At 51.8% G+C, this 25,718-nt stretch carries 28 protein-coding genes, 1 tRNA gene and 3 pseudogenes; 17 read left to right on the plus strand and 15 right to left on the minus strand.

Features of this window, described 5'->3' with window-relative positions; translation table 11 throughout:
- Positions 1–11 precede the first annotated feature (11 nt).
- The 4 genes and pseudogenes from H6F57_RS02240 to H6F57_RS02255 form a co-directional block, all read right to left on the minus strand.
- A complete protein-coding gene (locus H6F57_RS02240) occupies positions 12–656 on the minus strand; it encodes a hypothetical protein (RefSeq protein WP_190624410.1) in 645 nt (214 codons plus the stop codon).
- A 792-nt stretch (positions 657–1,448) separates the two neighbouring features.
- Positions 1,449–2,374: pseudogene (locus H6F57_RS02245) on the minus strand (IS5 family transposase).
- 56 nt (positions 2,375–2,430) lie between these two features.
- Positions 2,431–4,416, minus strand: a complete 1,986-nt coding sequence (locus H6F57_RS02250) for a hypothetical protein (protein ID WP_190624411.1) — start codon at positions 4,414–4,416, stop codon at positions 2,431–2,433.
- Positions 4,417–4,528: 112 nt separating this feature from the next.
- A complete protein-coding gene (locus H6F57_RS02255) occupies positions 4,529–4,732 on the minus strand; it encodes a hypothetical protein (protein ID WP_190624412.1) in 204 nt (67 codons plus the stop codon).
- 844 nt (positions 4,733–5,576) lie between these two features.
- Here H6F57_RS02255 and H6F57_RS02265 point away from each other — a divergent pair.
- On the plus strand, positions 5,577–5,918 hold the full coding sequence (locus tag H6F57_RS02265) for a hypothetical protein (RefSeq protein WP_190624414.1): 342 nt from the start codon (positions 5,577–5,579) through the stop codon (positions 5,916–5,918).
- A 20-nt stretch (positions 5,919–5,938) separates the two neighbouring features.
- On the opposite strand, the gene H6F57_RS02270 is transcribed toward H6F57_RS02265, so the two are convergent.
- From H6F57_RS02270 to H6F57_RS02285, 4 genes and pseudogenes are all read right to left on the minus strand, one after another.
- Entirely contained in the window at positions 5,939–6,331 is a 393-nt protein-coding gene (locus H6F57_RS02270) for a hypothetical protein (protein ID WP_199289418.1), read from the minus strand.
- A 51-nt stretch (positions 6,332–6,382) separates the two neighbouring features.
- Positions 6,383–7,222 (minus strand): annotated as a pseudogene (locus tag H6F57_RS27415) (transposase).
- A gap of 511 nt (positions 7,223–7,733) precedes the next feature.
- A complete protein-coding gene (locus H6F57_RS28240; protein ID WP_347279958.1) occupies positions 7,734–7,862 on the minus strand; it encodes a DUF1499 domain-containing protein in 129 nt (42 codons plus the stop codon).
- Positions 7,863–7,883: 21 nt separating this feature from the next.
- Positions 7,884–8,140 (minus strand): annotated as a pseudogene (locus H6F57_RS02285) (transposase); the annotation flags it as partial.
- Positions 8,141–8,244: 104 nt separating this feature from the next.
- On the opposite strand from H6F57_RS02285, the gene H6F57_RS02290 reads away from it, so the two are divergent.
- The 7 genes from H6F57_RS02290 (at position 8,245) to H6F57_RS02320 (ending at position 13,655) form a co-directional block, all read left to right on the plus strand.
- Complete coding sequence (locus tag H6F57_RS02290) at positions 8,245–8,481, plus strand: hypothetical protein (RefSeq protein ID WP_190624417.1); 237 nt, start codon at positions 8,245–8,247, stop codon at positions 8,479–8,481.
- A gap of 408 nt (positions 8,482–8,889) precedes the next feature.
- Complete coding sequence (locus tag H6F57_RS02295; protein WP_190624418.1) at positions 8,890–9,267, plus strand: hypothetical protein; 378 nt, start codon at positions 8,890–8,892, stop codon at positions 9,265–9,267.
- A 745-nt stretch (positions 9,268–10,012) separates the two neighbouring features.
- On the plus strand, positions 10,013–10,528 hold the full coding sequence (locus tag H6F57_RS02300) for a DUF1499 domain-containing protein (RefSeq protein ID WP_190624419.1): 516 nt from the start codon (positions 10,013–10,015) through the stop codon (positions 10,526–10,528).
- A 545-nt stretch (positions 10,529–11,073) separates the two neighbouring features.
- Positions 11,074–11,466, plus strand: a complete 393-nt coding sequence (locus H6F57_RS02305) for an AbrB family transcriptional regulator (protein WP_190624420.1) — start codon at positions 11,074–11,076, stop codon at positions 11,464–11,466.
- 226 nt (positions 11,467–11,692) lie between these two features.
- Positions 11,693–12,061, plus strand: a complete 369-nt coding sequence (locus tag H6F57_RS02310) for a hypothetical protein (RefSeq protein ID WP_190624421.1) — start codon at positions 11,693–11,695, stop codon at positions 12,059–12,061.
- A 503-nt stretch (positions 12,062–12,564) separates the two neighbouring features.
- Positions 12,565–13,071, plus strand: a complete 507-nt coding sequence (locus tag H6F57_RS02315) for a hypothetical protein (protein WP_190624422.1) — start codon at positions 12,565–12,567, stop codon at positions 13,069–13,071.
- A gap of 62 nt (positions 13,072–13,133) precedes the next feature.
- Complete coding sequence (locus tag H6F57_RS02320; RefSeq protein WP_190624423.1) at positions 13,134–13,655, plus strand: HNH endonuclease; 522 nt, start codon at positions 13,134–13,136, stop codon at positions 13,653–13,655.
- 74 nt (positions 13,656–13,729) lie between these two features.
- Here H6F57_RS02320 and H6F57_RS02325 read toward each other — a convergent pair.
- Positions 13,730–13,812, minus strand: a tRNA-Ser gene (locus H6F57_RS02325).
- Between the two features lie 276 nt (positions 13,813–14,088).
- Here H6F57_RS02325 and H6F57_RS02330 point away from each other — a divergent pair.
- Positions 14,089–14,742 (plus strand): sigma-70 family RNA polymerase sigma factor, encoded by a 654-nt coding sequence (locus H6F57_RS02330; protein WP_190624424.1) that lies wholly within the window; start codon positions 14,089–14,091, stop codon positions 14,740–14,742.
- A gap of 299 nt (positions 14,743–15,041) precedes the next feature.
- The gene (locus H6F57_RS02335; protein WP_206753707.1) at positions 15,042–15,614 is read left to right on the plus strand and encodes a zf-HC2 domain-containing protein; all 573 of its coding nucleotides are present in this window, start codon (positions 15,042–15,044) and stop codon (positions 15,612–15,614) included.
- 126 nt (positions 15,615–15,740) lie between these two features.
- Here H6F57_RS02335 and H6F57_RS02340 read toward each other — a convergent pair whose 3' ends face one another.
- From H6F57_RS02340 to H6F57_RS02350, 3 genes are all read right to left on the minus strand, one after another.
- On the minus strand, positions 15,741–15,959 hold the full coding sequence (locus H6F57_RS02340) for an NAD(P)H-quinone oxidoreductase subunit O (protein ID WP_190624426.1): 219 nt from the start codon (positions 15,957–15,959) through the stop codon (positions 15,741–15,743).
- Between the two features lie 104 nt (positions 15,960–16,063).
- Positions 16,064–16,915 carry a DNA-formamidopyrimidine glycosylase gene (locus H6F57_RS02345; RefSeq protein WP_190624427.1) on the minus strand — a complete coding sequence of 284 codons (852 nt, stop codon included), beginning with the start codon at positions 16,913–16,915 and terminating at the stop codon, positions 16,064–16,066.
- Between the two features lie 203 nt (positions 16,916–17,118).
- Positions 17,119–17,337: a photosystem I reaction center subunit IV gene (locus H6F57_RS02350; protein WP_190624428.1), complete on the minus strand. Its 219-nt coding sequence runs from the start codon at positions 17,335–17,337 to the stop codon at positions 17,119–17,121.
- A gap of 369 nt (positions 17,338–17,706) precedes the next feature.
- On the opposite strand from H6F57_RS02350, the gene H6F57_RS02355 reads away from it, so the two are divergent.
- The 7 genes from H6F57_RS02355 (at position 17,707) to H6F57_RS02385 (ending at position 23,926) form a co-directional block, all read left to right on the plus strand.
- Positions 17,707–18,183 carry a phycobilisome protein gene (locus tag H6F57_RS02355; protein ID WP_190624429.1) on the plus strand — a complete coding sequence of 159 codons (477 nt, stop codon included), beginning with the start codon at positions 17,707–17,709 and terminating at the stop codon, positions 18,181–18,183.
- Positions 18,184–18,492: 309 nt separating this feature from the next.
- Positions 18,493–19,176 carry a V4R domain-containing protein gene (locus tag H6F57_RS02360; RefSeq protein ID WP_073608551.1) on the plus strand — a complete coding sequence of 228 codons (684 nt, stop codon included), beginning with the start codon at positions 18,493–18,495 and terminating at the stop codon, positions 19,174–19,176.
- Positions 19,173–19,472 (plus strand): hypothetical protein, encoded by a 300-nt coding sequence (locus tag H6F57_RS02365; protein WP_190624430.1) that lies wholly within the window; start codon positions 19,173–19,175, stop codon positions 19,470–19,472. Before H6F57_RS02360 ends, H6F57_RS02365 begins: the two co-directional genes overlap by 4 nt.
- A gap of 86 nt (positions 19,473–19,558) precedes the next feature.
- Positions 19,559–20,047 (plus strand): hypothetical protein, encoded by a 489-nt coding sequence (locus H6F57_RS02370; RefSeq protein ID WP_190624431.1) that lies wholly within the window; start codon positions 19,559–19,561, stop codon positions 20,045–20,047.
- Positions 20,048–20,144: 97 nt separating this feature from the next.
- Positions 20,145–20,807 carry a V4R domain-containing protein gene (locus H6F57_RS02375; protein WP_190624432.1) on the plus strand — a complete coding sequence of 221 codons (663 nt, stop codon included), beginning with the start codon at positions 20,145–20,147 and terminating at the stop codon, positions 20,805–20,807.
- 7 nt (positions 20,808–20,814) lie between these two features.
- Entirely contained in the window at positions 20,815–22,641 is a 1,827-nt protein-coding gene (locus H6F57_RS02380; RefSeq protein WP_190624433.1) for a serine/threonine-protein kinase, read from the plus strand.
- 793 nt (positions 22,642–23,434) lie between these two features.
- Complete coding sequence (locus H6F57_RS02385; RefSeq protein ID WP_190624434.1) at positions 23,435–23,926, plus strand: hypothetical protein; 492 nt, start codon at positions 23,435–23,437, stop codon at positions 23,924–23,926.
- Positions 23,927–24,149: 223 nt separating this feature from the next.
- Here H6F57_RS02385 and H6F57_RS02390 read toward each other — a convergent pair whose 3' ends face one another.
- Genes H6F57_RS02390 through H6F57_RS02400 form a run of 3 tightly spaced genes read right to left on the minus strand, consistent with a single transcriptional unit; the run spans position 24,150 to position 25,620 of the window.
- Positions 24,150–24,377, minus strand: a complete 228-nt coding sequence (locus H6F57_RS02390) for a hypothetical protein (protein ID WP_190624435.1) — start codon at positions 24,375–24,377, stop codon at positions 24,150–24,152.
- Positions 24,378–24,409: 32 nt separating this feature from the next.
- The gene (locus tag H6F57_RS02395; protein ID WP_190624436.1) at positions 24,410–25,429 is read right to left on the minus strand and encodes a flavin reductase; all 1,020 of its coding nucleotides are present in this window, start codon (positions 25,427–25,429) and stop codon (positions 24,410–24,412) included.
- Positions 25,405–25,620, minus strand: coding sequence for a hypothetical protein (locus tag H6F57_RS02400; protein WP_190624437.1), 216 nt, complete (start codon positions 25,618–25,620; stop codon positions 25,405–25,407). Before H6F57_RS02400 ends, H6F57_RS02395 begins: the two co-directional genes overlap by 25 nt.
- Positions 25,621–25,718 lie beyond the last annotated feature (98 nt).

Here is a 25,718-nt window from a genome sequence, read left to right on the forward strand (position 1 = left end):
GTGTCAGGCAGTCAGGGTTTTGGCTTTGGCTTCATGGATTTGGACATTAGCGCAGCTGGTGGGGTAAACAAAACGCCATCGTATTCATCGTCGTCCTCATCGTATTCATCGTCGTCCTCAATGAGTGCATGAGGGGGTGAGGTTTCTAACTTAACTTCAGCGGGTGTTTGGGGCCGATGGGCTTTAGGCTCGACCGCAGTGGAGGTCTGGGGCAGTTGCTTAACCTCAATGAGTGCTGCTCCCTCAGGCCATAGAGAGCGCTTACCATTCACAATCTGAGCCGCGATAATTCCTAGAAGGGTGCTGGCGGTGGTGCCATTTTCTTTAGCGATCACTTCAAACCCTTGCTGAATCTCTAGGGACATGGGAACTGAAGAATTGGAGGAGGATGGATGGGGTTTAGGTTCCTCACTTAATTCACGAGCCACCAAATCGGAAACCCACGCGCTCGTGCTCAATTCTGCCTGCTCAGCTGCCCGGTCAGCTTTCTCTTTTAGCTCGGGTTCAACATAGGAAACGATTTTTTGCTTAAGTGTAACCATAAGCTTGCTCGGTGTACATAAATCTGTATATACTTTATCATGAGTATATACATAATACAAGAGGTTGCGGCCCTGCATGCACACCTTGACAAAGGTAAATACACTAGTGGGCATAAAAGTGTATACGAATTCAATGCAGTGTATACACCGAGTGCCCACCCCTCTCCCCTTCAAGCGCAGAATCGCCGCAAAACGCGAGAATTTTGACTAGATGTCCGGCAAGGCCAGGGGCGAAAAAAAGAGCGATCGCTGAAACCCTTGCTGTGTATAGATTTCGGCGATTTGCGGTATTAAAAAAACAGTCAATCGCTGAAACCCTTATATACCAGAGGTTTCAGCGATTGGCGAAAAAGCCGACCGCAAATGGCGCGCTTTTTTCTCGACGGCTGAAAGCCTTACAGGGTAATGGTTTCAGCGATTATTCTTTTATGCTTTCAAACACATACTGTAAGCATGTATGACTCCTACTATGGTGCTACCCTTGACTCCTGAGCACTTATTCTTGGTGCCTATAGCCTAGAAAAAAATAGAAAAAATAGAAAAAAAAGAAAAAAACCCGGAGGTAGAGGGGACACCTGCGGTGCCGGTCACCGGACAATATACAAAAAAAAGCCAGCCCAAGGCCCCAAACGCAAAAAAGACCCCCTCGATGGGAGCCTTTGGCGACCGCTTAAGCCTTTGGAACTCTTCTATGCGGCGGATTCCCAAGAGACGTAATTGAGGAAGCCCTTAGGGATGGGCCTATAAGCCTCTCTCCATTCCTGTCCGTCCCACTGCTTTTCGATAAGGATCCCAAGTGACCAGTTAACCTTAAGCGATCCCATAGGGTTGATCCATCCGCGCATGTCGCAGGGCTTTGTTGCATGAATAGGTCAAGCGACGCCGGTTCCCCCATCAGGCCAGTGACTAAGCTTCAACCGGATAGCTCTCGGGCTTCGCTAGTTGAATCATGCGGTTCAGGGCCGTACATTGCAGGAAGAGCTCGACGGCCTGGTTATCAAAGGTTCGAGACCGCACTCGCCCCCAAAGGTGATCTTGAGACGAAACATCGTGGTTTCAGCCAGCGACCGGCGATGATAACCACTCTCCTGCTTCCAGGCTGAGCGGCCAATCTGGTCAATGCGCTGCAAGATTTGGTCTCTCGGATGGGTCAGGTGAGGAGCCTCAAGACAACAAGGTTGGGCATCATGGCGGGGAGGAATTGTGGCTACAGCGGCACGCTGGGCAATCGCGTCATGGCATGCGAAGGTGTCGTAGGCCCCATCGCCTGAGACTTGGGCGATTTCACCGTTAATGCCATCCAGCAAACTCGGGAGGATTTCGCTGTCGTGATAGTCGTTGGTGGTGACCTCAGCAACCAAAATCTCACCGGTCGCTTCATCGACACCGAGATGAAGCTTGCGCCAGGTGCGCCGTTTGCTCACCCCGTGCTGCCGGGCTTTCCATTCCCCTTCCCCGTAGACTTTGATGCCAGTGGAATCAAGCACGACATGGCGAGCCCCTCTAGCGGGTTGAACCGGCATGGCCACGGACATTGCGCCCAACCGCCGAGATACGGTGCTGTGGTCGGGCACCGGCAACTGAATATTCATCAGCGCAAACAACGATTTAACAAAGCCTTGGGCCTGACGCCCGGCCAGGTGAAAAAGGCTCTTCAGGGTCGCCACTGTTGCAATCGCCTCATCACTGTAGGTCCGAGAGGCCCCTCGCCGTCCCGTGGACGTTGTGACTAACCACTGCTTGAGGACGTCCTCGCTCAACCAAACGGTGAGGCTTCCGCGTTGCTTTAGACCAGCGTTATACTCAGACCAGTTACGGACTCGGTACTGCATGGCGTCGGGTTTTGGGTGATACTTAAACCTTAGGCCATCGCCCCGTCCGTAACACCCTATTGATGCAACAACGCCATGTCGCAGTTGAATATCTCGGTACGACCCTCTTCGATTAGCCTGAGTGGCCCTATCTTCTGAGCTACTCGCCAGAATTGTGGATTCGTTAAGAACCAGTGAGTCTCTGCGTCGAAAACATGGTTCGGGTGGTGTTGAGTTAGCCATTCTTGGCAATGCTGCTTGAGCCATTTTTCCTCCTCCATCGGGACGGCCAGCGTCAAGCCATCGTATTTCCAGAGCAAGAGGTCGATATCCTTTTCAGCGGAAAACTCACCCACACAGTTGGCCACGAAATCGTGCATAACTTGTTGCTCTTTGCCCTGGCCTAGGTGAGCTAGCAGCCTACCGGCGATTTTGTGAACGTCTGTGCCCTCTTCGTCCTCAAAGCGCTTGAGTTGGTCTGCCAAGCGGAATGGGCATCCCACAGCGTTTTTAATGACCCTTCCACCTTTCTTAGCGCGCAGTATCTTCTTAACGTTGTCGAGGCTGTACTTCTCGAAGAAGGCTTCACGAGCGACCATCAAAGGCCTCAAGATAGGCCCCTCTAGGATGCGGTCAATCTCTTCAATACTGTAGAACCGGAAATCCAAACCATCTTTCTCAAGAGACTCATTCGCTGTGTGGAGCATGTGCTGGCGCTTTAAGCCATAGGCCGCACCGTAAACAATCTCCTTCAGCGCTTGCTTCCCGCCCCCGGCCAAGTCGAAGCCAGCGGGTGCAATATGAGGCCAAACGCTTTCTCCTGCTTGGGTAATCTGCTTCAGCCGCTCAAGAGCCTCTTTGCATCCCTGGATGACATCTGGCTCAATTACATCTGGCTCAAAAGTTTTTTCGTTTCCCAAGATGACAGCTAATTCAATCAGCTGAGCACACTTGAGGTCTATCGTGATTTTAACCCTGGGCCTAGCGCAGGGAGTGGGCTGGATGAGGAGCATGCTGAGGGTGCTGGCCAGATTCACCACGCTTCCACCCTGAGGGCAGAGCCTGCCAGAGCTACTAGCCTTGATGGGGCCCACGTACTGCGCTTCAGTTGCATTGGGATCCATCGCCCGTAGAGCGCAGACATAGGAGCGAAGCTTAGCCAAATAAATTTCTCTTCCTTTCTGAGAGTGATTCCATTCGGGGGTGCCGAGCATTGCCTTCTCATGCATCCAAGGAACTATCCAGGGATGGTTTACCAGGCGGAAGGGAGAATTCTGCCAAACCTCGATAGCTTTCACGAGATTAGAGTCGAGCCGTCCTTTGTTTTTACGAATACTCTCGTGCGGTGCTGAAGGACTGCTGAAGTCTTTGGGGTCTTCATCCGTAAGACCATCCATACGAAGCTTGCATCCTTTCTCAATCTGGATAGCCAGCAGTTCTAGCAAACCTAGGATGTTGTACTGGCGGCACTTGTTGGCCTCTGCTGAGTAACCACTAATCGTGATTAGCGGGAGACGCCCGTGGTGCTTAGTATCAATTTCAATCTTGCTCAGCTTTGAGAAGACTTCTTCAACCATCGCGCGGTGGAACCCCTTCAGATGAGAGTGAGAGATGCACTTCTCGTAGGGATGCCCTGTGAGCTTTGAAGTCAAAATGCCAGCGGGAATAGAGCAAATGTAGGCATCGAACGGGCGCTTGTTGTCGGATTTACGATACTTGTCAGCGGTGATTTCAAAGAGAACGTCCGCTGCTGCCACTAGAAAGACATCGGGCTCAACCCCTAAATCTTTGAGGCCATTAATAATGAAGGGCGCGACCACGTTGTTCTTACAGCTGAGCCAGCCCATGCGCTTACGCGCTTCGTCCTTAATATTTTTGCTAAAGCCTTTGAAAATTTCTAATGAGTTAGGGTAGTCTCCCCTGTCCTCGATGTTGGCTAGTTGCTCGTCTAAAGTGCGACCCTTCTGGACTTTGGTTGTGGTATAATTAGACCGCATCAGAGATGTCCTAGCAGTTGTTTTCGGTGTAGCCGACGTTTTTTCGGACTTTAATTCAGTTGTCATTTAGATCGCCTTTCTAATTCGATGAGTGGATGAGCCGGTGAACTGAGAGCGAGCGTGTGTTAAACAAATTCCTAAAAAAGCCGTTGTGTCGAGCAGCGGCTTTTTTGTGTGCCTAAATACCCTCATTGAATGTGGGTGCGATTGTCTGGTCATCCTCGCGCGAGTACTGAACCAGGAACGAGGCTGGGCCATTCAATAATTCCTCCAGTTGTAATTTCACTAGTTCGATCTCGCCTGAGATGATTGGGCGATCGCGATAGATTGTCGTTCCTAATTCGTTGTCGCCTTTGCAGGCTGTAACTGTTGCAATGTACATGGGGATTAAATTTCCTCTGTGATTGTGAAAATGTCTTCGACTGAGTTCAAGTTGAAAGTTTTCTTCAAAGCCAGGAACGTCTTAGCGCTGATTTGTTTGACGGGGCCTTTGTACAGCTTGTGAACAGTGGCATAGCCTAGACCAGTCTCGTTGATAAGCCATTCCCGATTGTGACCGGCTGCTTGCAGATACTCTTTAAGTCGGCAGTGAAACATTATTTGAATTTGTCGAATTCTTGTCTCAATTATACATCTAAAACTTGTTGAAGAAAAGCGCACCATTCTAGCTTGAACAGAATGAAGCACTTTGGAAAAACTGAATAGAATGGCCATCTATAGCCCCTATATTTATGGAAAATTTGTGGAAACTCAACAGATTTTTCATGACAGTCTCCCAACTCAAAAAACGAGAAGCCACGCGCAGGCTATTCTTCGAATACCTCAAACCCCCCTTCCTGAGAGACTTAGCGCGGCGTTCTGGTATTCCATATCGGATTTCATCCTATAGATTCCAAGCCTATATTCATCGCGATTATGCAAACCTTGCACGGCGCGGTATTTTCACTACAATCAGACCTCACCTGTTCTCTAGAAATCTTAGAGTTAGAGAACAAGTTTCTATTTGGCTGGTCGAAAATCTCGACCTAACCATACAGAACGAACTTCATAGCTCAGTTGTTGTCTTTTCTGAAAAGAAGTTAGATCGGCTTGCATACTTAGAATGCGGGTGTCTTGGCGATTGGCGGGACAACCTTGAGGAGGTGCTCGTGTGTTAGAGCCTACTAATGCTTTGGGAAATGACTCCTTATATATAGAGTCAATTGAGCGGCAGTTGTGCCCCTACCTTGATCTGGCCAAGCTTGCTGAAGGGCTACAGCTTTAATTATGATGCTCAGCTCGATCGCGTTTCAAAGGAGTACTACTCGCGACTGTATCTGAACGATTGGGAGCTAATTCCTGGGAAGACACTTTTAAGTGTTCTAGATTCAGCTACCCTGCGGCGAGCCCTGATGGAAATCAGCCTAGAACACAGAACCGTGATCAATGCCTATTTTGGTGACCATGTGGTAGCGAATGTTCAGATGGCTAAATGGCTTTCCCCTGGTATGCGGTTGGCGGACTATCAATCGTTTCTGCTGCCAAATGCGATCAACGCCCTGGCCTTTGTAGTTCACCGGCTACTGTAGTTTCTGCACAGGACGTGAAGTTAGGAGGGTCTAGCTTCTCCTCTTAAGTCTTCTGAAAAAAGACGGGAGGCCCATAAATAGCGACGGACAAAGGCCAAGGCATCAGCGAAGGTAAGGTGTTGCTTCATATACCAGGCCGTATGAGGCAGGGAGAACGTAAATTGGGGGTGCAGGCGCTGGGAGAGGAGGACGACCAGCGAGAACAGGGCCAATAGGGTAGGAGTTGTGCGTCGGATCGCTACGTCAGACCACTGCTGCTGAGTTTCAACCCCAAAGTGAGCCCGCACCTCCTGGAAGGTGACTTCGACTTGCCAGCGTTGGCGAAACCAGAGCAAGATGTGGGCGGATGATGCCTCGAGATTAGTACAGAGAAAGGCCTGCGGCTCCAACTTGTCCAGCGGGTCACGTACCAAGACCCAACGAATGGGGACAGGGGGAAATCCCGTGTGATACCACACCGCTGTTTAGGAAACCCACTCTAAGGTGTAGGGTTGCTGACCAGACCAGCCCTCCAGAGTAAGGGACTGCCAGCGGGTGGTGGAATCGTCCAACTGTGTTTTTAGGGTGGCTAAGCGTTGCCCGACTTGACGAGGACGGCCAATGGTGTGGGCATCCCGAGGCGGAGCAGGTTGATAAAGGGCGGCATCTAGGCGCAGTCGAGTGAGGACGTGAACCGGATTGGGGAGATGGCTCACCGACGCCAAAAAGTCTAGAGCGGCGAAGTTGCTGCCGGACACCACCACAATGGGCTGATGGCCCAGCCAGCGTCGGACTTGAATCAGCATCTGTCTAGCCCAGTCAATTAACGCTTTGTGCCGTCGCCCTTGCGTTTGGTTGTAGCGCTCTGACGGGGCCAGCACGGTCAAAAAGGGCAAGGCCCAGACTCGCTGTGCTCAGGGAATCGGCACCAACAGCATTACACTGAGCCAGCGCAATCCACTGGTCTTGACGAAATGCTCTTGGCTCGAACGCACTGGGTCGCGGTAGATACCCCGCGCTGCAATCCGCTTTCCCCACCGTCGTTCGATGGTGTCATCGAGACCCATCACCATGACCCCGTCAGCGGCAATGGTTGTAACCAAACTACTCAACAAGATTCGACTCGCCTGCTGAGACGACCAAACCGCCCGATTCAGCACCCGGTGATAACGCTGAAATTGAGCTTCGTCGGCTAACCCCATCACCCGCAAGAGTTGGCTCACCGTGCGTTTCCCTGGAGCTAACAACCCTCCCATCACCAGGGTCAGGGCCTGGGGCCACACCCGCTGGGAAAACAGCGGCTCAAACGCTCTCATCATCGACATAAATTCTATCGCAGCAAGCTCATCAGACTCTCATCTGAATTCTGCTTGCTGCTTTCCTTTTGGGATCAAATGGATAAAGTCGATCTTAGGATAGAATCGAATGTTTCAGGGTAGAGCGCAGCAATCTTCTTAAATGCTTATGGGGAGAAGATTATTCCTTCAACTTTAGTAGATTAGAAAAAGCCACTTACCGTTTTCCAGTCGAGAATCACTATCTAACAAGGAGCAAAGGTTAATGACTGTTAGATAAGTAACGCTATTCAATAAATGGTTAAAGCCTTTAATTATATCACACAAATTAATTTTCAAAGAACTTAATGGTAGCTTAGGAGTAATCACAAAGGGTCACTTCAGTCCTCTACAAGGCTTCATTCTCCTGCTGACAATGCTCGATCATTTCTCACTTCTGACCCTGGGGGGGGGACTCGCTTAGTAAAATTACTCAATTCAAATCCGCGTCAAATTTTCTCCAGCTCCGTTTTTTAAGTATTTATACTTACCTAATATGGGTTCAAAGATACAAGGCGATCGGCTCAATGACATGCTCTGGGTCAGCTCCCTGGCTCACCACACAGTTCGGCGTTGAGGGGCAAGGGGATAGCTTGCCATCCTGAATGCCTAGTTCAGGTGCCTCTCCCACAAATACCTTTGAAAGACCGGGAAGCGCTCCTGACGGCTGGGCAAGACGGTCTTGCTCGATGCGCACCCAGTCTCGAAGATGTACACCGTTGGCTACGGCGGAAAGTCTCCCGGTAACGCCCGCCATCGCACGCCTTCCACTAGTAAATACAGGATGGCGTTGAGAATCTCCCACCTATCCACGCTGCGGGGACGGCCACCGGGCTTGGCGGCAGGCAGTAAATCGCTCAGAAGTTCGTATTGGTCTTGGGTTAAGTTGCTGGGGTAGTCTTTACTCATAGCCTCACTCCGGCGTTGCTGACGACTATCTGCAACCCACACGGAGTGAGCTTTTTTACTCAAGCCCTCACTTTTAAAACACCCTCTAAAGTATTCAACACCCTATGGCTTCATCTCAAGACGTTGGACAAATTTTTAATACCTTCCACCACCTCTTGATGGACTTAGACCCCTTTGTGAACGTGAAGGAGATGCGCTTGACCTTCGACAAAGATGGTCAAGCATTCCTAGTAGCACCAGACTTCTCGGAACTAATTCAATCGGATCCAAAAATTCATCGCTTACTTCGGGAGGAAATGCGCCAGATTATCGCAAAGTATCGCTCTATTCAAGCAGAGTAATTTGCTGTCCTCGTGGCTGTTAGCTTGATAGCAATTGTCCCAGAAGGTGTAGGTGACTTCTAGCAATGGGGTGAAGATGGCTACCACACAGCGATTGCTAGGACTTTCTGTTAACTAACACCATTACTTAACAGCAGTTGATGGATTCCCCGCCTCTGGGCATTTTAAGCAAAGGTGCTTAGAGAACCAGATGAAAAACGCTCAACCAATTACGCCGACTACGGTGAGGCCCTTGCGGGTGCTTAGTGCGATCGCAGCTTGTACCGTTCTACTAATGGCCGCTATCTTCATTGTTCATGAGGGCAGCTATCGTTACCAGCTCTGGCGGGCTGGTGGCATTTGGTGCGCGACACTAGAGCCTGACGGTACGATCACTAAATCCTTCGGTGCTGATGCTTGTGCTAATTGATGGCTAAACTTGACTGCTGCGATCTCTGCCACTTCTGCGCCCACAGCCCTTATCTAGTTTGTGTAGATCACCCTGAGGGAGTAGAGGGCGATCGCTGCCCTGATTTTAGGCTGAACACTGGGGCGCGCGCTGTTCCTGATGACCCGTTGGCTTGGTATGGGGAGGAATGGCAACCAGAGGGAGCTAGCTACTACGATGGGGAGCTAATTTTAGACCCGGTGCAGCGACTGAACCTGGAGCAGCGATTAGAGATGTTGGATACTCATCCGCTGTTTACGTCCCGGTGCCCTAACTGTGAGAGACCGGTGCCCAAAGCGACCAACGGCCAGATTCATTGGGACTGTGGGCATTGCGGTTGGGCCGATGACTCAGTGTGAGTAATAACGAGACGGTTAACCGTCCCAAAAATGCAGGTAAACCCGAAGAGAGATTATCAGTAGAACCTGTCTTTCGGTGTGAATTATCACATCAGTAGACATAAACACTTAGAAAATGGTACAGCGAAAACGCAAGACGACCTTCCCCTGTGGACATCGAGGACAGGGGAGGGAATGTCAGCGATGTTTACAGGAGGCTAGGGAAGCCCAGGCCCAAGCTGAAGCAGCGGCAAATCGTTTGCAAGAGAAAGACGAATGGGAGGCTTGCTTTGAGATGGATATAGTTGATTTACGAGGCTTGCCGAAGCATATTCTTAAGAAAGCTCGGCAAGTAATTCAATCTCTGGACAATGGGCAAGACTATCGCTTCTTTAAAGGAAAGCAGATGAGGGTAAATTCCCAGCTCGTGAGGATTCCCTTCAGTAATGACTATCGTTTGATAGTGAAATATTCGGGACGGGAATTCTCCATGTTGGAAGTGTTGTCCCATGAGGATTACAACAAAAAGTATGGCAAGAATCAACGTAGAGTAGGCTGATCTTGAACCACCAACGCAGGAAGCTCTATTTACGCCCTAGGAACTGACGCAAGGGGTTCCCAAACTGCGACGGGTTGTTCTATTTGTGTAGAGAGGCTTTTAGCCCGCCATCTCTTGTTAGCAGACCAGTGTCCCCCAACCAAACGGTAGGTTTGCCTCCTCCGCGCCTGATTAGCCTATGGTAAGGTTGTACCTCGATGAACTCCTATGGCTTCAATTCTTGCGTGCCTTTTGGCGATCGCGTTGTGGGCTTTGCCAACTTTCTCAGCTTTTGCGATCGAAGCGCCTGCCCCTCAGTCCATAGGTGCGATTCCCGGCTTGTCAGAGGTATTTGCGGGAAAGACTCCTGAACTAGGAATTCAGGATGGCAAGCTGTTCCCCTGCCCATCAACGTCTAACTGTGTCGTTAGCCAGGGTGCTGACAAAGACCATGCGATTGCGCCGATTGCTTATACAGGTAGCCGGGAGGAAGCTCGTAAGCTACTGATTAGAGTTTTGGGGGTTGTGCCACGTACTGAGATTGCGACCCAGCAAGAGAACTACATCCGAGTTAAATCCACCAGCCGCATTATGGGGTTTGTAGACGATACCGAGTTCTACTTACCAGAGGATGAGCCAGTCATACACGTTAGAGGAGCAGCCCGATTAGGAGAATCTGATTTAGGCGTGAATAGACGGCGGTTGGAGCAGATCCGCTTCGCCTTGCAGGACTTGGGTGTTTAGTCGGTCGTAGCCAGCGATCGCACCTCCCGCCATCTACTAAAACAATGCTCTGATGAAGTAACACGGGTCGCTCTATCGCGCTGCCTTTACCTGCGGCCAACTTATTGTTCCTAGTCCCCACCCTACGCTTACCCGAGGGTGCAGGGTATCAAATATTCTCGATATTTATCCCCAACAGATAATTCTCTCTAATTAGAGCAAATCACCATTTCATAGAGCCAGGCATCCTCTGTGTTGTTGGCAGTCTCAACTATTGCGATTGCATCTTCCAAAGTAGACCGTGCTTTCCCTACAACAACTTGTTGTGTAGTGAGATTGGGTAGCATAATTTTCCCCAAGTGGTGCTTTTTAGTGAATATCATCCCTAAATATGCGCATCACTAAATCTGTGAGTAACTATAATCAGTGTAGGATAAATTAAATTCCTTCTAATTCTTTCTTAAGTCGTTGGATAGAGTAGAAGAAGTAGAGAACCAAATGATTCTAGAGTTTCTTTCTAGCAGTCATCGTGGATTTTGATGTGTACCCTATGGATGGTTTGAATTATGGCAGTAAAAAGTAAGGAAGCCTTAACAGGCAAGCCCCTCCTGGCCAAGGTCAAAGAAAATGATGGCCTCTCTAAGCGGGAACTTGCTAAGGAATGTGGTTACTACACGGCTGGTAAAGAAGAGCAGACCCGTGTAAACCTGGCTGAGTTTTATGATGCTCTCCTAGCGGCCAAGGGAATTCAGCTTGAACCAGAAAGTGGTAAGTCAGATGGTCGAGGCCGAGAACCGTCCTACACCCTAACGGTTCACAAGAATGGTCAGATTGTGATTGGCGCAGCCTATACCCAGGAAATGGGCCTTAAGACTGGAGATGAGTTCACGATTAAGTTGGGCTATAAGCACATTCACTTGAAGCAGCTGGACGCTGAAGGTAATGAAGATCAATCCTAACGAAATTGATTGACGAATTAAGCGTTCCAATTCCTACCCTTTGGAATTGATCTTTCAAAGGGTTTTTTATCACTAGGTCAACGCTAGCTGCTTAAAGAACTATTTAAATTGACTCGCGGTCACTCCGCAGACTGCTCCCATCCTATTGCCTGAGCCGATCTCCTCAATCTAACCGTGTCTGTACCCAAGTTTTGAGTCTAGAGTGTCCAGATTAAAATAACCGCTTATGTACTTCCCCAGCGAACATTCCCTGCAGAATTTCCTGTTTGTATTCTTCAAGGCGCATGGCTATGAGGCCGCTACAGAAGTTCAGGTTGGAGGCGGGAAAGCAGACTTGGTTACGCATATTCACCTTATCGAGTGCAAACAGCTTCTCACTCGATCAAAATTATTTGAAGCTGCTGGACAGCTGACGACATACCTAAAAGCTCGCCCAGATAAGCTCCTTGTAATCGCAGGCCTCACACCAGCAAGCGGCGAGTATGAGGCTAAGCAGGCAGCTCAGCGGTTGGAGGACGTTGGGTATCTTGTGTGGTTTCTTGATGAAATAGCGGATTTCAAAAGTTTCTATAAAAAGTGGTACGGCTTTTACTGATTCAGGAGCAAGCTAGATTCAAAATTGCCCAGACACCTGAGTAGTTCAATCGATAAGCTCTGGAGAAGTATTCTCTAGAGCTTTTTAATGACTATCAGGCTGTTGCCAGACCACTTGCCGCCATCGCTAAACGAAGGAAGTCATAGGCAAACTGCCTATCTTCTTCCTGCATGCTTTGAAGGCCAAAGTGAAGGCATAGCGACAAGCACACGTCAGCCATGACCAGGAAGATAGACTTCTGATTCTTTTCGAGCGTTTGAGTCTGCGCGGCATTTATTCCCTCAGCTGCCGAGAGGCGCTTTTCAAGGCTAACGAGTTGAGAGTATCTACAAAACCACATTTTTCGATTCCTGCTAAAATTGAAGGGCATGTTAAAACTATGTCGCCCAGCTTCGGCTGGGCTTTCTAATTCCTAGGCATATACAACCGTACAAAATAGGTTGACCAGACTCGTTTGGGTGCTTTTTGAGAGTTTAGGAGCATAATTTTTACATGTAAAGAGCATGCATTTTAACTCAGCTAAATTCTACGATTTGAAACGCGAAATCAAAAGCTTTTCCCCTTGGGAGGGAGCTCTTCGTTGTTTCGAGGCTCGGCTTCCAGAATTAATCGCAAATCAGCCCATTGGTGGTTGCTGGAATTACCATCGAAAAGACGCAGATGGCTACAGTCTTTTCAACGTTTTAGGGAAAGATTTTAGGCTTCATCGATTGAGTTACACGTACTTCAATCAGCCGCTTTCGGGTGGCCAATGGGTGCTCCACCGCTGCAATAACCCATCGTGCTGGAAACCCAACCACCTGTATGCGGGAAATGCTTCTGACAATGCGATTGATCGAGTTGCTGCCGGGACTACTCGCGGCAAGTTGCCTGACAAAACTGTTTTTCTAATCAAGCGATTGATTAAGACTGGTTTGTCCAACGGGGCGATCGCTAAGCAGGCTGGAGTCACCCCAGGGTGTGTATCCCACATCCGACTGGGTAAGCGCAGACGAGATATCGCTGCCTAAACCAAACCAAACAGCCGGGCCACCCCGACTTTTATTTTTATCTATCGAAACTATAGAAAATAATGCGAATCTTCTTGAAACTTCAGAACCGCGACTATGGCGCGATTATCTCTCCTGAGGATGATGACCTCAACAGCAAGAACTGGTACGAAACCGAGCGCGGCTACATACAACAATATTCGTCAAGCGGCATTATAAAACTGCATCGTTTAATTATGGAGCGCAAACTAGATCGAGCTCTGTGCCCCAACGAGATGGTCGATCACCGCAGCAGGATCACCCTCGACAACACCCGAGACAACCTACGGCTGGCCACACAAGCTCTTAACGAGGGAAACAAGGGAGTACGGCGAGACAACTCCTCTGGATATAAAGGAGTCAGCCTGATGGCGAACGGCAAGTTCAAAGCGACTATTACTGTCAGCGGCAAGTCTAAGCACCTTAAATGCTGGCCTACAGCATACGAAGCTGCACTAGCCTACGACCGAGCCGCCCGAGAGTGCTTTGGGGAGTTCGCGTTCGTTAACTTCCCCCGGAGGGGCGTGGTAGATTACCACCAGTGTTTACCACCAATTTCAGCATAAGCGCAGCGTTCCACTAGCTCATTGCCATTTGAGCCAATGACCGCATGGTGAGCTGCAAGCTTGCAACCACAGTACGGAGAGGGAGGGATTCGAACCCTCGGTCCTTGCGGACACCCGATTTCAAGTCGGGCGCATTCGACCACTCTGCCACCTCTCCAAGGGGAGATGACTACCAAACAGGTAGCCCTAACATCTGTTATATCACTCTGATGACAGACTTAAAGACCAATCTAGGTGCGTACGAGCGAGGGCAATTCTTACCTGCTGAGAGTGTGACAGACAATTCACAGGCACAAGGGAAGTCATGGAACGTTACTGCCTTCGTCAAAATACTTCGTATTGATATACATCATCTTTGGAGCCACAGGCCACCCCAATGCAAACTGCTATGGTTTGCTGGTGGCCATGCAATGTCGGCCTACTAATAAACGCTATGAGTCAATCCATGTTCTCGACCTGGCCTGCTTCCATCAGCGCCCCCAAGGCCGCTGTTAAGCCCGAACAGCTGACTAGCACGGAACTGGTAGCCCTTTGCCAGCAACGGCTACGGCCCGAGCGAATGATGTTCGCCGAACTTCTGCGTCGTTACCAAGGCCATGTGGATAAGCTGCTCTACCACCTGGCACCCGATTGGGCCGATCGGGCGGATCTCGCCCAGGAGGTCTGGATTCGTGTCTACCGCAACATGCGCCGCCTGAATGACCCCGCCAAGTTCAAAGGCTGGCTGGGCCGCATTACCACCAACTTGTTTTACGACGAGCTGCGGCGGCGTAAGCGCAACCGCGCAACCCTCTCCCTCGATGCTCCCCTTGCCCTTGAGGATGGCAGTATCGACTGGGATGTACCCGCCAATGCTCCTGGTCCGGTCGACACTATGATGACCCAGGAATTCTACGACCAGCTGCATCGCGCCATTGCCGATCTGCCTGAGGTTTTTCGCACTACGATTGTGCTGCGTGAGATTCAGGGGCTGTCCTATGAGGAAATTGCCGAGATGACTGAGGTATCGCTGGGTACTGTTAAGTCTCGCATTGCCCGTGCTCGGCAGCGGTTGCAGACCGATCTCCAGCCCTATTTAGGCCATTAGAGGCAATGTATCCAGGGTGCTCTGCCAACCAACTTTACATTTTGTGCGATTGACGAAGCATTGGGAACCGATCTGAAACAAGAACGCGTCCTTATAGCAATGCCTAAGCAAAAGCAGCAATCTCTATCTAGGGATATATATTTTGCTTGCTACAATTGCTCCTCGGAGGTTACCGATTTTAAGGGGTTGGCATTATGATCAGTAGCGGCGGTAATAACTCGAATTTAGCGAATTGCTAGATTGGGTCGTTGCCTACCATGGTCGTTGTTTAGTTGCTTATTCCAGGTGTTGTTTTTGGTATGGCTACTTTCCCCTATATGCCTAGCCAGGTTCAGCGTTCATCCTCCAGCGGTGCTACTTCAGATGAATCTTTGATGCCTACAGCGTCTTGTTGTCATGATTTAGATGCTACTAAGCGCGATCGCTTCGAGTTGCTAAGCGCCTACCTCGATGGTGAGGTTACGCCCGAAGAACGTCAGCAGGTTTTGTGTTGGCTTAAGCAGGACGACGGTGCCCGCACGCTATACAATCGCCTACTCACCCTCCGGCAAGGTCTACGCACCCAAAGCGTCTCCTCCGCCTGCGACCCAGAAGAGACTATCGCGGGTGTTTTTCACGGTCTCAACCACCGGCTCAGGATGGTTACAATGGCAGGCCTTGGAGTGGCTGCCATTGGCGTGATCAATCTTTTATCTGGTGGGGCTGGGGTTGGCAATTCTTCCTGGCGCATGGCGACGAATGCTCACCCTGAGTCTTTAAAGATTGCTCTTGATGAACCAGCTTTTCCGATTCCTGAGACATCGCCAGCTATGACTACCGACTTAGGTAGTCCTATAGAGGCTGGCGGTCTTCCCATTGATTCTGAGCTGTAGCTGCTTAAGCTGGTGTTTAGTTCAACTTGTTAAATCGTGAAACGGGTGGAGCCTCCTTGAGAGGTTCTACCCGTTTCATGTTGTGAACTTGATTGATGTGTTTGCTTTTGGCAGGTCAGGGTAGGCCTAAAACTTTTCTAGCTGGTCAAGGCGCAACCAGATGTTGGGGGTTGGCACCTCGCCAAACTTAACCAGGGCATAGTCATCACTGGTTTCCAAAATTTCCCCTCGGGTTTCAAACAGGTAGGGTGGGAACCGCTTATCGCTAGCGGTAGCCTCTAGACTGCTTTCTAGTTTGTCGCGCAGGGCACGCACCAGGTCGCCACGCTTTAAAGTTGCTGCCATAGATCTATTTGCTATCAACCTCAGCCTTACTGTACACGAAATTCACTGGGCACAGCGTCCTAGGATGCTCCTAGCGTTGGCCTCTTAGCGCTGAGCTGACCCCTCTAACGTTGGCACTGGGGGCAGTAGTGGGCCGATCGCCCGGCTAGCTTGAGTCGGCAGATGGGGGTAGCGCAGCGGCGACAGGGTTCGCCTTCGCGATCGTAGACCCAGGCAACGCCACCGTAATTGCCATTGATGCCATAGATGTCGCGGTAGTCGCTAAAGGTAGTGCCCCCTGACTCAATACTGGTGGTGAGCACTTCGCGAATGGCGTTGTGCAGCCGTTGGAGTTGCTGAGAGCTAACGCGATCGCTGAGAGTGAGTGGCCCAAGCCCGCTTAAAAATAGCGCCTCATCGGCGTAGATATTGCCAAGGCCCGCGACCAACCTCTGGTCGAGCAGGGCGTTTTTAATAGGGCGATGACTGCGACTGAGACGCTGGCGCAGGTAAGCCAGTGAGAACCCTTCGCCAAACGGTTCAGGCCCGAGGGTCTGGAGGCCAGTCATAATGCTTTCGGGAGCAACCCCAGGGGGCACCCACCAGAGGCGGCCAAAGGTGCGCTGATCGACGTAGCGCAGCTCATGGTTGTCGCTGAGCCAGAGGCGGACCCGGCAGTGGGGCTGCACTGGGGTTTTTGGGTCGAGCCACAGCAGTTGCCCCGTCATCCGCAGATGCACCCCCAGGTAGCCGCCTGGGCTACCGTCAGCCTGGGTGAGCTGCCCCAGCAAATATTTTCCCCGGCGATGCCAGTCCGACAGGCTGGAGCCGGTAATGCCGGCTAAAAAGGCCGCTTCATTGTGGGCGGGATAAGCGATCGCGCGGGCCAGTAATACCTGCCCACCCTCCAGCCGATGCCCTGGCGTTACCCGTGCTAGACCGCGCCGTACGGTTTCAACTTCAGGTAATTCTGGCAAAGCTTAACCTTGGGCCGCTGCCCCCTTACAGTGTGTTCCTGAACTATAGCAATCGTGGGGAATGCGCATACAGAAACGATCCCAATAATTAAGGCCCATGCCGAAGCACGGGCCTTAATTATCATCGACAACGCTAGTCGAACTCCTATGGTCCCTGGCAGAGCACTGAAGGCAGCTTTCGGTCAGGGCTAGAGGGCGATCGCCTAGCTAGCGGCTTTCTTAGCGGCCTTGGGGGCCTCAACCTCTTGAAGCTCAGCCAGCGCGAAGTTGTTGGTGTTAATGCCGGCGTAATTGACATTATTAAAACGCACTACCGCGGGGTATTTGATGCCGCTTTGGTCGATGGTGGCAACGGTGCCGACTTCCCGGAACCAGTAGGACTCTTTGCGGAGAATGCGAACCTTAGAACCACGTTGAACCATGAACAATGCCCTCTTGAAAATCAATATTAATGGCAGCTTGCCCAGGCCAAACCCCAGCCCAGACTCATTGCAAAAAGCCGTGGCTAAGCTTGGATAGGGGGTTATTCCATGTCCACCAGATTACTACGAGTCTTTAGCTCCATGGCACCAGAGGGTTTAAGTTTTATTGCAGCCCTGAAAATAGGATCCACAAAGATCAAGGAAGCTTGTGGGACAATCGGTTTACAGTCAATGCAGGTGCCCTCTAGACTGCTGAGAGGACAAAAAGATGCTGAGGCGATCGCCCTAATTCTTTCAGCCATAATTTTGTTTACATTTCGCAATATAAGGGCATAGTAGAAATATCACCCTGCGGGAGATTTGCTCAGCATGCTCACTAAAGTCCAAACTTTGGTACAAGCCACCGATGGTCGCTACGCCTCTGACCAAGAGCTGATGTTTTTTCAGCAGTATCTGGGCTCCGTTAGCACCCGGCTACGAGCCTACCAAAAAATTCAGGTGGCCGAGCAGCAGATTATCAACCAAGTCCTGACTCGGCTTAAGGTTCAAAAGCCCGACATCTTTCTAGTCGGTGGTCAAGATTTAGCCGCCAAGTGGCAGCGAGACACAGTGCGAGTGCTGCGCTACAGCGCCACGGCCCTGCTGCTTGACGATTCAGAACGGCTTAAAGACACCCTCCTGATGTGGTTCCAATCGATCATGCGAGCCTTTAGTGCCCAGGAAAGCTGCAACCTCACCTACACCGTCATGCAAGAGGTGATGACCCAGCATCTCAATACTGAAGAGCTGAGACTATTTTTGCCCATCCTAGAGTTGAGTCGGACAATCTTGGGCGGGTCTATTTAGCCCAGCCGAAATCAAGGCGAGCCAAAAGCATTCTAGAGCCGTGGCATCAACCGATGGCCTCATTGCCTCATACAGTAGCGCCCAGGCTGCCATCCGCAGCGGTCTGGGATTTAGTGCTTGGAGATAATTACTACGTTTTGTGTCGTGACAGGAGAGCGTAGGTAAGCGACAATGCTTTATCCCTAGCAGTTTGAGCTTTGGGCCACCAGGTTAACAATGGTGCGATCGCGCCCCATCACTGTTAATTTTGCGTTGGCTTGGGCACATTACAGCTATCACTGAAAACAGTCTTACAGGCCTGTTCGATATATGGTTATGTCCACAGAGACCGCCCACCGTCTGCACCAAAAATTCCCCAAAAAGCATAACCACTATGCCCTGCGGGATTTCTTTCAATTTAATGGCGACTACGGCACCATTACCGACTGGAACGACACCCGCAATGTGCTCACCAGCGAAGACTTTATCATTGGCCTGCTTGAGGGACTGCAAGAAGAGGTCGGCGACGCCTCGGCCGCCATCATGTACACCGTAGGGCTAGAGTGGGGCAAACACGACTCACTGATCTTTGAAGCCTGGTTTGAGCGCGAGTTTGCCATGAGCCCCCGCCGCGCCAACCTGATGTTCTTGCTCGAAACCTGGTGGTGGCCCTTCATTTCTCAAGGCTGGGGCCGGTGGGAGGTCGATATGAGCGATCGCAAACAGGGCTTTATGTTCATCAACGTGTTTGACTCCGCTGTAGCCCGCACCCTAGGCGACGTGGGCAAGCCCGTCTGCCACCTGTATGCCGGTCTGTTTGCTGGATTCTTTACCGAGATGGTGCGCAAGCAGCTGAGCTGCATTGAAATTCAGTGCTACTCCATGGGTGAAACCTACTGCAAGTTTTTGCTTGGGGGGCGCGAGCGCATTGATGCTGCTTCCTTCTGGATGAACGAAGGGGCCAATGCCCGCGACATTGAGAAGCGCCTGCGGGCTGGGGAAGGTGGCCAATGAGCATGATTCCCGAAGAGTCTCAGGTCACTCAACCCTGGCTGAGGGAAACGGTGCAGTCTTTCTTTGAAGCTGTGGCCTGGGACGGGCGATCAGTTCTCGCCATGCCAGGACTGGGAGCCACCGCTCGGTCAGAGTCAACCATGACTATGACTGTCAGCGATTTCTTCCAAAACATTGCCTGGGATGGCCAGCCCACCATTGGCGTACCCGTTGTGCCCCTGGCGGCAACGGCCACCCCTGCTGCTGATCCCAATCTCGATTTGACCCTAGATGGGTTCTCTGACCTATTTGGCTAGCCTCTGCCATCGCTAAACCTGCTCACTGACGGTAAGCGCTATCCTCCCCCGACCACCTGCGCCCCAGTTCTTCGGAGAATTTTGCCATGACTTTTAAGCTCGACACTCTGTTTGACTCGCCCGACAAGCAATACCTCGACGCCAACGACCTTAGTACCCTGAGCCAGTACGTCAGCTCAATTCCGGAGCGGATGGCGGTCTACCGCACCCTGCGAGATCAGGAAATTGCCATCATGCAACCCATTGCCGATGCTCTGCAGCAGCAGGCCGGACACCCTGAGCCTTTAGTCGAGCGCAGCGTGCGCAGCGGGCTGATGGTGCTGCGCTACGCCGCCATGGCTATGCTGCTCGACGACGATGGCTTTGTAGAAGAGCGCTTGCAGGGCTGGCTACCCGAGATGGTTAAAGCCTACGAAACGCAGGCGGTCGATCAACAGCTGTTTCAGCTGCTGATGCAGCAGTTGGCTAAGGTCTTTTCGCCGGCCCAGCTCAACCTGCTCAAACCCAGCCTTGAAAAAGCCAAAAGTCTGATGCTGAACACTCGCGAAACCGTCACCCTGGCCGGGTTGCTCTAGATACAACTAGCGGTTTGGCCGTTGGGGGTTGCCCCTGCCCCGCCCGTGATTGGCGGGTCTGACCACCATCATCATTACCCTGTGAAGGACGTTAACTATGGTTTCTGTTGCTGATTTGCTCACCGATGGCCGGCTGCCCGGCAACTACTTTGCCCAAGATCTCTATGTGCGGGGCTCAACTGAGCTGGGGCTGCTAGAAAATCGTCGCGGCGATCGCCTATTGGCCATTCCTGACTCGCTGCTCCAGGCCATTTATTCTGGGCTAGAAAAAGAAACTGGTCAGGCGTCGGGGCTGGTGCTCTACAACTGTGGCCGCTGGTGGGGCAAAAATTTCTACGCCCGCTTTTGTGAAGAGCTGGCCGACTACTACAAGCAGCCCCTCTCCAGCCTATCAATGGCTGAATTTCTCCAGTCGCTGCAGCAGTGCTGGAAAACCCACGGCTGGGGCCAGATTCATTTGGATATTACCTACCGCGATCGCGGCTTTTTAGGAGTAGAAATCTGGCATTCTCCCTTCACCGCCGCCGCCCCCCAAGGCCAAAAGCCAGCGGGCGACCTGGAGCGTGGCATTCTTGAAATCTTCTTTAGCCAGCTCACCGGGCGCGAGCTGCGCTGTGCCCAAACCAGCTGCACGGCCAAGGGCGATGACTGCAACCGCTTTGTTCTGGGTCTACAAAAGCGGCTACAGCCCGTAGAAGCTCTGGTGGCCAATGGCCAAGCCCACCAAGCCATTATGCAAACCCTAATGCAACAGGGGTAAACAAACGGTGGCCCTCACCCGGCAAATTCGGCGATCGCAGTATTACATCCTGGGACTGGTAGGACATGGGCAGTTTGGCCGAGTTTACTGCGCCATCCACCGCAAAACTGGGGAACTGGTGGCGATTAAAGACCTCCACAAAGACCGCTTTCCCACCCACAAGTTTTTGCGGGAGCTGCGGTTTTTAATCAGCCTGGAGCACCCCAGCATTGTCACCTGTCACGCGCTGGAGCATTCCACTAGCGGTCGACAGCTGGTGCTCGACTACTGCGAGGGGGGCACACTGCGATCGCTGATCGAGAGCGACACAGTACTCACAGTGCAAGAGGTGCTGGGATTTACCCTAGACATTCTCGCCGCTCTAGAGTGCGCTCATCGCCAGGGCATTGTGCATTGCGATATCAAGCCCGAAAACATTCTTATGGAGCTGACGCCGGGGGGCTGGGTGGCGCGAGTATCTGACCTAGGCATTGCCCGCCTCAGCCAGGAAGCCAAACAGGCCGATATGGGCCACACCGGCTCCCCCGCCTACATGGCCCCAGAGCGATTTTATAACCAGCATCCTCCAGCCGCCGACCTTTATGCCGTCGGCATCATTTTGTATGAGCTACTGCTGGGTCAGCGGCCCTTTTCGGGCACCCCTATGGAGCTGATGGTGGCTCACCTCAACCGTCCGCCTATAGTGCCCGCCCAGGTGGCTGAGCCCTTTAGCAAAGTGCTACGCAAAGCGCTGCAAAAGCTGTTGCCCAAGCGCTACTTCAGCGCCCAAGCTATGCGCGCCGACCTGATGGCGATTTATCAGACTTACCAAACCCAGGGGCTGTTGGGTGAACCCGCCCGTGTCAAAGAGCTGCCAGAGCTAGATTTAGTCACCGATTTGCCCTTTGTGGCGCTGCCACACCCCACGACGGTAATGGGCTTGGTGCCCTTGCCCCGACAGGGCCATCTGCTGGTGACCTGTAGCCAGCAGCAGGTGTGGTTCTATCACTGGCCCAAAACAGGAATGACCGCCCCTCTAGCCAGCCAGGGTTTTACCTTGCCCGCCCCAGTGCAACGTTTTTTGCCAACTCCCCAGGGAGGTCTGTTAGTCACCACAGGCTCCCTACACCTGCTATCGATGAGACACGGGCTGGGTTGTGTCGCCCAGGGTATTTGCCCTGATGGGGTAGCGGTTGCACCCAATGGGCGCTGGTTTGCCACCGCTACCCAGGTCGCCAAAGATTCATTTCGCGTAGCCGTCCGTCAGTTGATAATGCCACTGGGGCAAGGAGTCAAAATATCGGCACCGCTAACGGCCGCGATCGCTGCTGCGGCCGGCGATAAGCTAGTTACTCTCCTTGCCCCAGACAACCGCCACGCAGCGCTAGTCGTGCGTCGGGGCAGCCGTACGCTGTTTCATGGGGTGACGCGCCGGGGTACTTATCTCGGGGCAGTCTCGGCCTCGGTGCCCATTTACAATTTAGTGCCCACCCGCACTCCCTACCGTTACCTGGCGCTAGAGGAAAACTGCACTAATGCCCTGCTGATTGTCGACCTCAAGCCTTTTAGAATGCTGCGCTACCGGGTCGACATTTCACCGCACTGGCTGTTTGAGACCGCCGTGGGCTACGGTCTGCTTAGCCAAGAGGGAGAATTTCTATTAATTAACGATGAAGGCCGCATCATCAATCGTACGGCTGGGCTGCCTCGACCGCAGGCCATGGTGCCCCGATACTCTAAGACTAGCCCTGACGAATCAGCGCCGATTCAATATTTGTGGAGCGTCAGCGAAGCTGCAAGTAGCCGTATCTATCCCATTGAGCTAGCTGATTTAGCTCCAGATATTTTGTTTTAACCTGAGTTTGGCATTAGGTTTGGGAAACTTGGCAGCAGATTCACCGCCCTTGTGATTGGGGTAAGAATCGGAGCCGACAAAGAGCGTGGCTAACGCTTCGTCATCGCGCTTTTGTAAGGGCAGCGAATGTTGCGATTAGCCGTCGCCAGATCGATTAGGATATGCTGCATCATCCTCGGTTGCGATGGCGATCGGTCAATGGAATGCCCAATTTGTGGCAGTGGCAGTAGCTAATATTCTAATTGCGTGTCCATCGCTATGCTTGTTTGAATCCCGTTGCGAAGCTAGGTTGTGTGCAGCTAAAGGCTGGTAAGCCTTAATCATCAACATCTATTGTCACAGTGGATTGAGGTTTGAAGCACATCTTATACAAAAAACGTTTCTGTAAATAAATTAAAGTAGTTAAATCAAAACATTTGTGTTGGCAAAAAGCGAACAACACATAAGAATTAATTGGAATTGTCAAGATATAAAAAGTCGTATAACTTCATGATTATTGTTAGTGATTTGACGGAAATTACGGAAGCATACTCTTCATAACATGGCAATAATAAGGAATATCGTACCTGGAAAAGGCTGAAGGAACGATTCTTAAGCTGATTTATATTTGAAATAGATTGGCATGAGAAAATTGTTTGAGTTTTCTGCGCGCTAAGAACCATTTGGTTGTTTTGGTCGCTACTGTCTGCAAGGATGAATTAGCCTCCGTCAAAACTGGGTCATCAAAATTTGTTGTAAGCAGTAATTTTGCTGCTTTTGGTAATCTGTTTATCCATACTTTAAGGCATCCATTATGTCCACTGCTGTCGTTTCACCTGTAGCTCAGTTGCGTTCTGAACTTGGCGATTTTAGTAGTATTGTTTGTTTCAGAGCATTAGTCGTTGGCACCGAAGAAGTCTTAGGTGAGAAGGCCGCTGCGATCGCACTCATTGGCGCTGGTCGCCAGCGGGGTCGGCAAGTGGCAGAGCAACTAGGTCTTGCAGGGCAAGGTAGGTCGCTTGAATCGGTGGCTGAATTACTCCAAGCGGCCTTGGGCAAAGATGGTACCCGACTCTGCATTGTTGAGAAGATCGTCGAAGCCGAAGACAAAATTTCAGTTTACTGTCGAGAAACGATTTGTTCGGCTGGCGAACCCGAAGGGTCTCCCCGCAAGCTTACTTTTACCCTAGGAGCCGTTCAGGGTGTGGTTGAGAGCGTTACAGGAAAGCGTTTACGAGGCAAGCAAACGGAGTCTGTTCTGCGGGGCGGTGCCTTTGATGTAATCGAATTTGAAGTGATTGGCTAAACCAAAGGCAGCTTAAAGTCTGTAGTTCTTCTTGCAAAGAAGCTACAGACTTTGGCGTAACCAAAGCAACTGCATTCCAGTAGGTTATGACGCTATCAGGGGATGGTGCGTCGCGACCAAAAGATTAAGAATCGCCGAGATTTGGAATGAGCGAGGATTGCTCTCAACCCGAGTTCTCGTAGGTCCTGATCGCGGGCTGGAAGCAAGCCGATGGGGAAGGCGCTTAATCGAGTTGTAGCGGCGCTACGAAATCTGGCGATAGGGGCGGAGGGCTTGCCGCCGCAGATGAATGAGGCAGGTTGTAGCCGATGATGCTCACAACTAAGCCGAAAGCAAGACCAGACATAAATACCCAGCCGTGGGAGGGCCCGATGGTGCAGAGCAAACGGCGATCGCAGTTATAGACATGTATCGCCCAGCCTGCTTGGGTGGTGCAGTGAAGTTTGTGCATGGCAGTTGGGGTGCATGGGTAAACGATGGGGATTAATACCGATGGCCCGACTGACGGTGTTTGACAGCGGGCATACCGCTGGGAGCAAGCAAATTCCCCTGTTGCACCGCTCCATAGATCAGCAGATGGTCGCCTACGGAAGACTGCTCTACAACGGTGCATTCGACATAGGCTAGGGCGTCGGTGAGAATGGCACAGGTGTTGGTCGCCAGTTCAAAGGGCAGGTGGTCAAAGGCGGTGGTCGAGCACCGCTGGGCAGAGAAATGGCGGCGTACGGTTCGTCCTTCCTGCAAAATATTCAGCACAAAGCCATTGCCGGGGAGAAATCGACTCGCGTCAGCGGCATCTCTGGGCAGAGCCAGCATCAGGCCGGGGGGGCTGAAACTGGCCTGGGTCACCCAGGCGGTGAGTAATCCGGCGTGGATGCCGTTGGCTTGGGTGGTGACGACACAGAGGGAGCCGATGATTCGCCCCAGAGCCAGGGCGGTGCGATCGCTGTGGGCTTGGTCGGCGATCGCGGGTCGAGCGACCTGCTGTTTCTGGCGCTTGCGCAGGCGCTGGGCAAATTGAGCCGCCGCTTCGGTGCAGACCTCTAGGGCGGTGTCATCGGGGCTAAAGCGCACCCGCAGGGGCTCAAAGCCAAAGGGGTAGTTGGCATCCTGAAGCTTTCCCTCTAGTTCATCGATCGCTTCGCCGCTCCAGCCGTAGGAGCCAAACACCCCCACCAGCTTAGTTTTGGGCACATTGGCCAAAACCAAGCCCAGGGCGGTTTGAATTTGCACCGGGGCATGGCCGCCTAGGGTGGGAGAACCGATGATAAAACCGTCGCACTGGTTCAGGATGTCAATCAGCGTGTTGGGATCGGCCTGTTCGCAATTGATCGCCTCTACCGCGATTTGAGCTGCCGTCAGTCCCTGGGCGATCGCATCGGCCAGGCGGGCCGTGTTGCCATAAGCGGAGGCGTAAAGCAACGCCACCCGCAGAGGTTGCTGGCCCTGGTGCTGGCACCACTGGCGATAGTCTTGCATCAGCCGACTGAGGCTGTAGCGCACCAGGGGCCGTGGCCAGGGGCAATGACTTTGAGCGCCAAGGGTTCGACCTGATCCAGCACCGTGGCAATCTGCTTGGCCTGGGGGCCGTGGAGACAGTCGAAATAGTGACGGCGATCGCTCTCTAGCTGCCGCCATTGCTCATCCCAAAGGGCATCCTCGCAGAGGTGCGCGCCAAATATAGCTGTGGTCATTTGGGTTAGGACGCGGCTTGCTTGAGCACGACTTCGATAGCGGCTCGTAAGCCGTCAGCATGAGGGAGGTGTTTGCGAATCCGGCTCTTTAACCAACC

This window comes from Leptolyngbya sp. FACHB-60 (assembly GCF_014695775.1).
GTDB lineage: Bacteria > Cyanobacteriota > Cyanobacteriia > Phormidesmidales > Phormidesmidaceae > Nodosilinea.